The 10,457-nt window shown below is 62.6% G+C and carries 11 protein-coding genes; 7 read left to right on the top strand and 4 right to left on the bottom strand.

All coding sequences use genetic code 11. The features are described from left to right. Positions 1–13: 13 nt before the first annotated feature. Complete coding sequence (locus EOA79_RS01645) at positions 14–1,057, bottom strand: aldo/keto reductase (protein ID WP_127335328.1); 1,044 nt, start codon at positions 1,055–1,057, stop codon at positions 14–16. 264 nt (positions 1,058–1,321) lie between these two features. On the opposite strand from EOA79_RS01645, the gene ppk2 reads away from it, so the two are divergent. Beyond that, positions 1,322–2,242 (top strand): polyphosphate kinase 2, encoded by a 921-nt coding sequence (ppk2, locus tag EOA79_RS01650; RefSeq protein ID WP_095824744.1) that lies wholly within the window; start codon positions 1,322–1,324, stop codon positions 2,240–2,242. 42 nt (positions 2,243–2,284) lie between these two features. On the opposite strand, the gene EOA79_RS01655 is transcribed toward ppk2, so the two are convergent. From EOA79_RS01655 to EOA79_RS01665, 3 genes are all read right to left on the bottom strand, one after another. After that, a complete protein-coding gene (locus EOA79_RS01655) occupies positions 2,285–2,932 on the bottom strand; it encodes a dihydrofolate reductase family protein (RefSeq protein WP_095824743.1) in 648 nt (215 codons plus the stop codon). Positions 2,933–3,078: 146 nt separating this feature from the next. Continuing rightward, positions 3,079–4,110 carry a porphobilinogen synthase gene (hemB, locus tag EOA79_RS01660; protein ID WP_095824742.1) on the bottom strand — a complete coding sequence of 344 codons (1,032 nt, stop codon included), beginning with the start codon at positions 4,108–4,110 and terminating at the stop codon, positions 3,079–3,081. A gap of 179 nt (positions 4,111–4,289) precedes the next feature. Continuing rightward, positions 4,290–5,105, bottom strand: coding sequence for a DUF2066 domain-containing protein (locus tag EOA79_RS01665; protein ID WP_067330032.1), 816 nt, complete (start codon positions 5,103–5,105; stop codon positions 4,290–4,292). 167 nt (positions 5,106–5,272) lie between these two features. Here EOA79_RS01665 and EOA79_RS01670 point away from each other — a divergent pair, with 167 nt between their 5' ends. The 6 genes from EOA79_RS01670 to EOA79_RS01695 form a co-directional block, all read left to right on the top strand. Next, a complete protein-coding gene (locus tag EOA79_RS01670) occupies positions 5,273–6,316 on the top strand; it encodes an enoyl-CoA hydratase/isomerase family protein (protein WP_095824741.1) in 1,044 nt (347 codons plus the stop codon). Continuing rightward, positions 6,313–6,735, top strand: a complete 423-nt coding sequence (locus EOA79_RS01675) for a DUF6163 family protein (RefSeq protein WP_067000719.1) — start codon at positions 6,313–6,315, stop codon at positions 6,733–6,735. The genes EOA79_RS01670 and EOA79_RS01675 overlap by 4 nt, the downstream gene beginning before the upstream one ends. A 239-nt stretch (positions 6,736–6,974) precedes the next feature. Then, positions 6,975–7,490, top strand: coding sequence for a winged helix DNA-binding protein (locus EOA79_RS01680; RefSeq protein WP_067001002.1), 516 nt, complete (start codon positions 6,975–6,977; stop codon positions 7,488–7,490). Between the two features lie 176 nt (positions 7,491–7,666). After that, positions 7,667–8,119, top strand: coding sequence for a hypothetical protein (locus EOA79_RS01685; RefSeq protein WP_095824862.1), 453 nt, complete (start codon positions 7,667–7,669; stop codon positions 8,117–8,119). Positions 8,120–8,453: 334 nt separating this feature from the next. Then, the gene (locus EOA79_RS01690; protein ID WP_067000724.1) at positions 8,454–9,707 is read left to right on the top strand and encodes a L,D-transpeptidase family protein; all 1,254 of its coding nucleotides are present in this window, start codon (positions 8,454–8,456) and stop codon (positions 9,705–9,707) included. Positions 9,708–9,845: 138 nt separating this feature from the next. Further along, positions 9,846–10,457 (top strand): cation:proton antiporter (locus EOA79_RS01695; protein ID WP_206639224.1); only part of this gene is annotated, 612 nt, incomplete at its 3' end.

The raw sequence follows: 10,457 nt of genomic DNA on the forward strand, positions 1-10,457 counted from the left end.
ACGGCGCGGATTCTCAGATATCGCTGCGGTCGAGCACCAGGTCGGCGGGGCCGAACCGGTTCTTGGCGGTGAGCTGCTGGTGCCAGTAGGGATAAAGCGCCGGCGGCCGGCTGACGTCGTCGAGGCGCAGGCGCTCGTCCAGGGACAGCATCAGGCTGGCCGCCGCGAGGTTGTCCTTGAGCTGGGCTTCGTTGCGGGCGCCGATCACCAGCGAAGAAACGGCCGGGCGGCCGAGCAGCCAGGCAAGCGCCACCTGTGCCGCCGAAACGCCGCGCGCCTTGCCGATTTCGACCAGAACGTCGACGATCCGCCACAACCTGTCCTCGTCCCGGATCGGCGGTTCGGACCAGCCGCCAAGCTGGCGGGCCGTCGGGCTGTCGCGACGGTATTTGCCCGACAGCAGGCCGCCGGCCAGCGGGCTCCACACCAGCACGCCAAGACCCTGGTCGACCGAGATCGGCAGCAACTCGTACTCCGCCTCGCGCGCTTCCAGCGTGTAGTGGATCTGCTGCGTGACGAAGCGCGGCTGATGATGGCTGTCGCTGATCGAGAGGGCCTTCATCACCTGCCAGCCCGAATAATTGGAACAGCCGACATAACGGATCTTGCCCTGGCTGACCAAAGTGTCGAGCGCAGCGATCGTTTCCTCCAGCGGCGTGACCCCATCCCACTCATGCAGGAAATAGATGTCGATGACGTCGGTCTTGAGCCGCTTCAGGCTCCGCTCGCATTCCCGGATCAGGTGATGGCGCGACAGGCCTTCGTCGTTGGGGCCGTTTCCGATCCGCATGCGCGCCTTGGAGGCGATGAGCACATCGTTCTTGCGCTTGCCGCCGAGCGCCTCGCCGACGATCTCCTCCGACAGGCCGTTCGAATACACGTTGGCGGTGTCGATGAGATTGATGCCGGCATCGATGCAGGTATCGATGATGCGGCTCGCCTCCGAGAGATCGGATTTGCCGACGGCGGCGAACGGGCCCGTCCCGCCGAAGGTCATCGTGCCAAGGGTCAATGTCGAAACCTTCAGGCCGGAACGGCCAAGCGTGCGGTATTCCATGTCAGGTCCTTGCGATTTGTTTTGAAGAGGCGCGCCGTCGCGGGCGCCGGAAGAGGCGAGGGTATTTGTAGGACAATTCGGGCGGCTTGTCGCCCCGCCATCGATACGGGCCGATCACATATCGGCTGGTCCAGCGTTGCCGGCTCCTGCTCGCAATAAAACCGTCATTGCGCGTCTGTATCTCAGTCGGCTTACGGAGTTGTGTTTCCGGCCTCGGCCGGAGCGCGTCCGAGGCGAAAGTGGCTGACAGGCAGGAGCTGCGCAATGAACGAGGTCAAGACGAATTCCGGAGCCAAGGACTGGCTGGAAGCCGAACTCGAGGACACGCTCGACGAGGACTATGAGCTGGAGATTTCCGAACCCGCGCTCTCGCTCGAGATCGCCAGGATCTACAAGAAGTCGCATCCGCCCTCCATCGAGCGAACGACCTATTTCCGCGAGCTGCTGCGGCTGCAGTCGGAGCTCATCAAGCTGCAGTCCTGGGTTGCCTACCACAAGAAGAAGCTGGTGGTGATCTTCGAGGGACGCGACTCGGCCGGCAAGGGCGGCGTCATCAAGCGCATCACCCAGCGCCTCAACCCGCGCATCTGCCGCGTCGTCGCGCTGCCTGCGCCGACCGAGCGTGAAAGATCGCAATGGTATTTCCAGCGCTACGTGCCGCATCTGCCGGCGGGCGGCGAGATCGTGCTGTTCGACCGCTCCTGGTACAACCGATCGGGCGTCGAGCGGGTGATGGGCTTTGCCAATGCGGATCAGGTCGAAGAGTTTTTCCGCGACGTGCCGGAATTCGAACGCATGCTGGTGCGCTCCGGCATCACGCTGGTGAAATACTGGTTCTCGATTACCGACGAGGAGCAGCAGATGCGCTTTTTGATGCGCATCCACGATCCGATGAAGCAGTGGAAGCTGTCGCCGATGGACCTGCAGTCGCGCGTGCGCTGGGAACAATACACCAAAGCCAAGGAAGAGACCTTCGCCCGTACCAACATCAAGGAAGCGCCGTGGTTCATTGTCGAAGGCAACGACAAGAAGCGGGCCCGACTGAACTGCATCGATCACCTGCTGCAGCAAATGCCTTACGAAGACGTGCCGCATGAGGAGATCACGCTGCCGGAGCGCGTCTTCAACCCGTCCTACGAGCGGCAGGTGCTGCCGCGCGAGCTTTATGTGCCGTCGAAGTATTGAGCACTTCCCCATCTCCCACAGGGGGAGAAGGGGGAGCCGAGCTTACGCCCGCCCGATCATCACATGCGTCGCGTCGGCGGTCGCGACCTGGCTGGTGCAGCGGTAGCCGAGCTTCGGCATGTCCAGCCCGGCGAAAAGATGCTCGCCGGAGCCGAGCAGGATCGGCGAGACCGCGAGATGCATCTCGCCGATCAGGCTTTCCTTCAGATATTGCCGGATCGTGGCGACCCCGCCGCCGAGCCGCACATCCTTGTCCTTGGCGGCCGTCTTCGCCTGTTCGAGCGCCGAATGGATGCCGTCGGTGACGAAGTAAAACGTCGTGCCGCCTTCCATTAAGATCGGCGCCCGCTTGTGATGGGTGAGCACGAAGACCGGCACGTGATAGGGCGGGTTGTCGCCCCACCAGCCTTTCCAGCTCTCGTCCGGCCATTCGCCGCGGACCGGCCCGAACATGTTGCGGCCAAGGATCCAGGCGCCGACATTCTCAAAACTGCGCGCGGCGAAGCTGTCGTCGCTGCCGGTGGTGCCGCCGTCTTTGCCGATCACCATCTCACGAAAGGTGCGCGTGCCGATCATCCATTTATGCAGTCCTTCGCCGCCGACGCCGAGCGGGTTTTCGAGAGTCTGATCGGGGCCGGCGCCGTAGCCGTCCAGCGACAGGGTGAAAGCGTTGACGCGCAGCTTTGACATGATCGCCTCGTGAACTAGTTGCATTTTGCAAGCAGTCATGGAGTAGCTTAACTGATTGCATTATGCAAGCGGAATTTTCCGGCGAGCGATCAACTCGTCGGGCGGCGCCCAGGTGACGCGGCGAGAATTTAAAATTGCGCCTGGGCCTAGCCCCTCAGCATCTCCGCAACGGTCGGCGCGAAATAGGTGAGGACCGCGTCGCAGCCGGCTCGCTTGAGCGCGAGAAGCGATTCCAGCATCGCCTTTTCGCCGTCGATCCAGCCATTGGCGCTGGCCGCCTTGATCATCGAATATTCGCCCGACACCTGGTAGGCGAAGGTCGGCATCTGGAACTCGTCCTTCAGCCGGCGGATGATGTCGAGATAGGGCAGCCCAGGCTTCACCATCAGCATGTCGGCGCCTTCGGCCAGATCCTGCTCGGCCTCGCGCACGGCTTCATCGGAATTCGCGTGGTCGATATAATAGGTCTTCTTGTCGCCCTTGAGCAGGCCGGCGGTGCCGACTGCCTCGCGATAGGGGCCGTAGAAGGCCGAGGCGAATTTCGTCGCATAGGACATGATCGCCACGTCCTGGAAGCCGTTGGCGTCCAGCGCGTCGCGGATCGCGCCGATGCGGCCGTCCATCATGTCGGACGGCGCGATGATGTCCGCGCCGGCGGCTGCCTGGATGACGGCCGCGGCCGTGACCTGCTCGACGGTTTCGTCATTGACGATGATGCCGTCGCGCAGGATGCCGTCATGGCCATGGCTGGTGAATGGATCGAGCGCCGCGTCGGTAATGATGCCGATCTCCGGCACCGCGTCCTTGATGGCGCGGGTGGCCCGGTTGATGACATTGTCGGGATCGAGGATATGCGAGCCCGTCTGGTCGCGCAGCGAAAGCTCGATGTTGGGGAAAGTCGCGATCGCCGGGATGCCGAGCTTGGCGGCGCGCTTCGCTTCCTTCACCGCGAGGTCGACCGACAGGCGGTAGACGTCCGGCATGGCGGCGATCGGCTCGCGCACATTTTTGCCGTCGACGACGAAGATCGGCCAGATCAGATCGTTCACCGAGAGCTGGTTTTCCTGCACCAGCCGGCGCGACCAGTCGGCCTTGCGCATGCGCCGCAGCCTGCGGCTGCCTGTGATCTCGTCGACGCTGCGGGCGCCGGCAGGCTTTGCGGGGGTAAACTTGTTCATCGCCAGAACTCTGTTGTCGTCCCGGCTTTTACCATGCGCCCCTGCCGCTGACCAATGCGACACGATTGTGCCAGTTGCTTCCGCGAAGAACGAGGAGAGGGGATCGCCGGCGCTGGAGCACTTCCCTTCTCCCTTGACGGGGAGAAGGTGCCGGCAGGCGGATGAAGGGCAGCCGACGTTTACGGCTGTCCATTCCCCGACAGAATCTGTGCCGCGCCCTTCACAGCCACGCGAAAAGCCTCGTCGAAACTGACGCCGCGCACCTGCCATTGATAGGTCTTGCCGTGTTCGGCCAGCCGCCAGTCGGCGATCCAGCCCAATTCCTTGTCGTTCCACACGATGCTGCCGGCGAGCGCCCGGTCGGCACCCGCCTGCCGGGCGAGCTGGTCGAGCTTTGCCATATCGGCAGTGCGCAGCGCCTTGTCGTCGAGGCCGGCGAGCTGGTCAGCCTTTGGAAAGCTGACATACACCGAGAGCGGCGCCGTCGCGTTGGCAAAGGATTCGCGCATTGACTGGCCGCGATCCTCGTCGGCCGTCAGCACGAAATGTTGCGCCCCTTGCTCGGCCGTTATGAAGACGGCAATCAGCGGCCGCTCGCCGTGCCATGGCTTGCTGCCGAGCTGCGCCAGGAGCTTGTCGACGACTGTGGGCTTGTAGAGGCAGGTGAGATCGTGCGGCCGGTCATGCGTGCCTTGCTCGTCATGGATCGGAACGCCTTCCAGCCGGTCGCGGTAGCGGAAGGATTGGACAAAGTCGGCCGCCTTATTGCGCAGCGCCAGCATCTCCGGCTTCTGCGTCAGCCGCTGATCGCCTGAAACCTTGACCAGCACCTTGTCCAGACAATCCTTGAAGCCGATCTCGCGATTAGCCTCGCCGGTGCCGGTGACGATCGTCTGCGCCAGGTAGAGTTCAGAGGCTGCCTCGGCGGCGGCCGGCGCAACTCCCAGAAAGAGGAGACCTGCCAATCCAGCAACGAGACGAGAAACCCCAGCCATGTCGATTAGCTCGAAATCTGTCGCGCCGCCTACGCGCGACACTTTGCCGGTTACCTAACACCGGAAGCGGCTGGCCGCCAGCGCGGCGTTGCCGCCATTGACGCATCCTTATGCCGCCTTTAGCACTTCAATCCCCCTGGAAGGGCGGAGAGGAGGATTCTCTGGCGATGGATTTTGGCGGAGGCGACGAGATTCGCTTCGAGCGTCTAGGCAAGGCGGGCGTCGTCACACTGACGCGGCCGCAGGCGCTCAATGCCGTCACCCATCGCATGGTCAAGGCGCTTGGCAAGGCGCTTGACGCCTGGGAGGGCGATGCCGGCGTCGCCGTCGTCGTCGTCAAGGCTGAGGGCAGGGCGTTTTCCGCCGGTGGCGATATTCTGCACATTTACGAGGCGGGCCGCGCCGGCAAGCCGCCGGTCGACTTCTTCGCCGACGAGTATCGTCTCAATGCCCGCATCGCCCGCTTCAGGAAACCCTATGTCGCGCTGATCGACGGCATCGTCATGGGCGGCGGGGTCGGCATTTCCTTCCACGGCTCGCACCGCGTGCTGACCGAGAACGCGCAATTCGCCATGCCGGAAGTCGGCATCGGCTTCTTCCCCGATGTTGGCGCCAGCCATTTGCTGCCCGATCTCGGCGGCAGCTTCGGCACGTATCTGGGGCTGACGGGAAACCGCATCCGCTATGGTGATGCCCTGTGGTCGGGCCTCGCCACCCACACGATCAAGGCCGAGGACCAGGCGGGGCTTCTTGACGAGCTGGCGACAAGCGGCGACGCGAACGCGGAGTTGCGCGATTTCTTCACACCCGCAAGACGCGAGACCGAGCGGCAGGATCTGGAATCGATCGCCCGCCATTTTTCGCAACCCTCGCTCGCCGCTATCGTCGCCAGCCTGGAACGAGCATCCGCCACCGACGCTTTCGCCGCCAAGACGCTGGCGACGATCAGGACGCGTTCGCCGACCAGCCTCAACGTCGCCTGGCGCGAGATCAGCGCCGGGTCGACGCTGTCGATGGACGAGTGCATGAAGATGGAGTTCCGCATCCTCAACCGCATGCTGGCCGGCCACGACTTTTATGAAGGCATCCGCGCCGCCATCATCGACAAGGGTTCGAAGCCGGAATGGCGGCCCGCCAGCCTCGATGCGGTGAGCGCGGCCGATGTCGACGCGTATTTCGCGCCGCTCGGGGCCGGGGAGCTGGAGCTGTGAGCGAGGTCACCTCCAGGCGCGTGGTGCTGCAGCCCTCGACCACCGAGATCATCTTCGCCTGGTTCCAGCGGGTCATTGCCGGCTACTGCCTGCTGTTCGGTGTCCTCTACTGGGTCCGGCTGATCGGCATCTATCCGGGCGAGCTCTGGCGCTTCGACCTGATGCCGGTGCACTGGCAGGTGGCCGCGGCCACGCTTGCCGTCTTCTTTCCTTTCGCCGCCGCGGGCCTTTGGATGCTTGCCTCCTGGGGGCCGGTGATCTGGTTCATCTGCGCGGCGACCGAGACCGTCATGTATGCCGGCTTTCCCAATCTCTTCGGACATCGGATCCTGATCGTCGTCTCACATGCCTGCGTGGCGCTGCTCTACATCGTCTTCCGCGTGGTCATCTGGCTGCAGAAGCGCCAGCTCAGGCAATAGCTTGCCGGGCGGCGTAAGGAACCTAGATACGGGGTCGGCGACTGCCCCAAAACCCTTGGCTAAATCTTTAGGTTAATTGTTCTTGCTCGTATGACCGTTCGTTAAGCCTCTTTCGAAACCTCTTACCGGTAAGCTCTTGTTAGCCCTGGCGTTTAAGTCGAATTTTATGAGTATTCGATAGTGTCGCGATCAAGGTGAAGAACAAAAAATCACCGGGCGACAAACGAGAGGCAAAGACAATGATCAATTCGCGTCCGGCGGCGAAGACCGCCAACGTTTCCGACGATCGCCGCGAGGCGATCCGTTCGCTGTACATGGAATCGCTGCAGCTGGTGGAGCGTCTGCATCGCCGTCTGCTTGACGTGATCAAGGACGAGTTCGACCGCAACGGCCGCTCCGACATCAACGCCATCCAGGCGCTTTTGCTCTTCAACATCGGCAATTCGGAGCTGACCGCCGGCGAGCTGCGCTCGCGCGGTTATTATCTCGGCTCGAACGTCTCCTACAATCTGAAGAAGCTGGTCGACCTCGGCTTCATCAACCACCAGCGCTCGCGCATCGACCGCCGCTCGGTCCGCGTCTCGCTGACGCCGAAGGGCAACGAGGTGGCCGAGGTCGTCGCCGGCCTCTACGAGCGCCATGTCGGCTCGATCGAGGCCGTGGGCGGCATCAACACCGACGAGTTCAAGCAGATGAACCGCGCGCTCCAGCGTCTGGATCGCTTCTGGAACGACACGATCGCTTACCGGATGTAAGCGGATTCGAAATCTAAGACGATCGAAGTCGCGCCGAAGAAGCGCGGCCGGAGGAAGCAATCAGGACCGGTGCCGACAGGTGCCGGTTCTTTTCTTTTGCGAAAGCGCGCTGCAGCAGGGCGCTTGACCGCCGAGCAGCGCGCGTGGAAGCTCTGCAGGCAAAAGAGGAGGGCCTCATGCGTCATATCCTGCTTGCGATTTGCGCTGTGATCCTTGTTTCACCGGCCGCTGCCCGGACTCTCGGTTATGGCTCCAAGGCCGGAATGGAGGTTACGGTCGTCAAGAAATCCGGCATCAACACCTCGCATGCCAGCATCCTGACCAAACATACGAGGCAGAACGCCATCGGATACTGCCGCGACTATGTCGGTAAGGTGACCGAGGATTGCATCGCTAAGGAAATGAAAACGCCCTTGCATCTGGAGATCACAGCGGACTGCAAGAGCGGAAAATTCACCACCTTTTACGGCGCCAACATGCTGTTCCAGAGGCGCAGCCCCGCCGGAAGCGAGACGGATTATCAGATCACCGACACCGACGAGAACGTGGTGCTCGATGGCTCGGGGGCCTCGGGCTACGACTACACGCTGGAGCAGTTCAAAGCCCTCTGCCCGAACCGGGTGAAATAGGGCAAACCGAGGATGACGGCGGGCATCCTGTGAACCCGCCGCTATCGGCGATGCCAAAATGCCTCGGTCCCATTTTTTGATCATCTTGCCGGATGCAAATCGCGGGCCAAGGTCACGTTGCCGCCATAATCGCAGTGAAAGCGAGAATGCGGGTGATGCTGCGGGCCGAGGCCCTGCGCTTCCTGGAGCAGGTGTCGTGGTCCTACGTTTTCACGCCCTGCTGACGCAAGTCATGGTTGGCTAATTGTTAAGATTGCCGACCCTAGAGTGCGGGCAACCCGCCAGTAGAGCGAACTGAGCGAGATTAGATATAGCTAAAATGTCTGGAACATCCATGAGAACCAGCCGCCGTTTCTTCCTGACCGGAGCCTCTGCGCTCGCCGCCGCCGTCGTCGCCGGCCATGCCAGCGCGCAGGATGTGATCGGCGACATTCTGAAATCCTCGACCCGCGGCAATTGGGACGACCAGTTCGACGCCCGTGCAAGCGAGACCGGCAAGGTTGCCTCGACGCTGCCGATCTTCAGCCTGCAGACCGTAGCCTTCACCGAGCAGGCGGTGGCGCAGTACCAGGGCATTGTCGGCCAGGGCGGCTGGGAGCAGGTTCCGGCAACCAAGAAATTGCAGCTCGGCGTCGACGATCCGGATGTCGTGCCGCTGCGCAAGCGGCTGATGGTCTCGGGCGACCTGTCGCAGAGCGCCGGCATTTCGACGGCGTTCGATTCCTATGTCGACTCGGCGGTCAAGCGCTTCCAGCTCCGTCACGGCCTGCCGGCCGACGGCTCCATGGGCAAATACACTTATTCGGCGATGAACGTGCCGGCGCCGATCCGGCTTGGCCAGCTGCAGACCAATCTGCAGCGGCTGCGCGAAAAGGCGGGCACGCTTGGCGACCGCTATGTGCTGGTCGATATTCCGGCCGCGCAGGTGGAAGCCGTCGAGAACGACCGCGTCGTGCTGCGCCACACCGCGATCGTCGGCAAGATCGACCGCCAGACGCCGATCGTGAATTCCAAGATCAACGAGATCATCGTCAATCCTTACTGGAACGCGCCGGTCTCGATCGTGCGCAAGGACATCATTCCGCTGATGCGGAAGGACCCGAACTACCTCAAGGACAGCCACATCCGGCTGTTCGCGCCTGACGGCAGCGAGGTCGATCCGATGACCGTCGACTGGTCGACGGACGATGCCGCCAAGTACCGCTTCCGCCAGGATCCCGGCGCCGGCAACGCCATGGCCTCGGTCAAGATCAATTTCCCGAGCCCGGACGGCGTCTACATGCACGACACGCCGCAGCAGAGCCTGTTCGGCAAGCTGATGCGCTTCGACTCTTCCGGCTGCGTGCGCGTCCAGAATGTGCGCGACCTCGTCACCTGGATCCTGCGTGATACGCCCGGCTGGGATCGCCAGCATTTCGAGGCGGCGATCAAGACTGGCGAGAATACGCCGGTGCAGGTGGTCAACCCGGTGCCGGTCCACTTCCTGTACCTGTCGGCATGGTCGACCGGACCCGGCGTCGTGCAGTTCCGCGACGACATTTACGGCCTCGACGGCAACAGCGAGCTGCAGATTACTTCTGCTCTGTAACCGATTGATATAAATCAAGAAAAGGCCGCTCTTGGAGCGGCTTTTTTGTTTGCATGTCCCCAAACAGTGCGCAGCGGTTTTGGCAGAGCGACATGCGTCGAATATGAGACTTACAGCGCGAACAGCTGGAATAGCATCATGGACGTCGCCGTCTTCATTCTCGTCGTGCTTGCTTTCGTGGCGCTTTCCGGCGCTCTCGTGCGGCTGGTGCGGGTGCCGCTCCCCGTGCTGCAGATTGCGATCGGCGCCGCGCTTGCCTGGCCGGCCAAGGGACTGCATGTCGAGATCGATCCGGAACTCTTTCTGCTGGTGTTCATTCCGCCGCTTCTGTTCGGTGATGCCTTCGCGGCGCCGAAACGGGAGCTGATCGAGCTGCGCCGGCCGATCCTCGATCTCGCCGTCGGACTTGTCTTCTTCACCATCGTCGGCTTCGGGTATGCTCTGCACTGGCTGGTGCCAAGCATCCCGCTGGCGGTTGCGTTCGCTTTAGCCGCCGTGCTGTCACCGACCGATGCCGTTGCCGTGTCCTCGATTGTCGACCGCAATGTCGTTCCGGCTCGGCTGATGCACATATTGGAAGGCGAATCCCTGCTCAATGATGCCTCCGGCCTGGTCATGTTCCGCTTTGCCGTTGCGGCGGCGCTGACTGGCAGCTTTTCGTTCGCCGCCGCCTCGTTGAGCTTTCTTTACGCCGTGGCGGCCGGCATCCTCGCGGGCATTGCGGCGTTGTTCGTCGCCGCCAAGGCGCTG

The organism is Mesorhizobium sp. M1A.F.Ca.IN.020.03.2.1 (assembly GCF_004023205.1).
GTDB lineage: Bacteria > Pseudomonadota > Alphaproteobacteria > Rhizobiales > Rhizobiaceae > Mesorhizobium.

Bases quoted from the DNA above. Each gene is read 5' to 3' on its own strand.
- ppk2 (WP_095824744.1), top strand. From the start codon at position 1,322: ATGAACGAGGTCAAGACGAATTCCGGAGCCAAGGACTGGCTGGAAGCC.
- EOA79_RS01645 (WP_127335328.1), bottom strand. From the start codon at position 1,057: ATGGAATACCGCACGCTTGGCCGTTCCGGCCTGAAGGTTTCGACATTG.
- hemB (WP_095824742.1), bottom strand. From the start codon at position 4,110: ATGAACAAGTTTACCCCCGCAAAGCCTGCCGGCGCCCGCAGCGTCGAC.
- EOA79_RS01655 (WP_095824743.1), bottom strand. From the start codon at position 2,932: ATGTCAAAGCTGCGCGTCAACGCTTTCACCCTGTCGCTGGACGGCTAC.
- EOA79_RS01685 (WP_095824862.1), top strand. From the start codon at position 7,667: ATGCGTCATATCCTGCTTGCGATTTGCGCTGTGATCCTTGTTTCACCG.
- EOA79_RS01665 (WP_067330032.1), bottom strand. From the start codon at position 5,105: ATGGCTGGGGTTTCTCGTCTCGTTGCTGGATTGGCAGGTCTCCTCTTT.
- EOA79_RS01680 (WP_067001002.1), top strand. From the start codon at position 6,975: ATGATCAATTCGCGTCCGGCGGCGAAGACCGCCAACGTTTCCGACGAT.
- EOA79_RS01690 (WP_067000724.1), top strand. From the start codon at position 8,454: ATGAGAACCAGCCGCCGTTTCTTCCTGACCGGAGCCTCTGCGCTCGCC.
- EOA79_RS01670 (WP_095824741.1), top strand. From the start codon at position 5,273: ATGGATTTTGGCGGAGGCGACGAGATTCGCTTCGAGCGTCTAGGCAAG.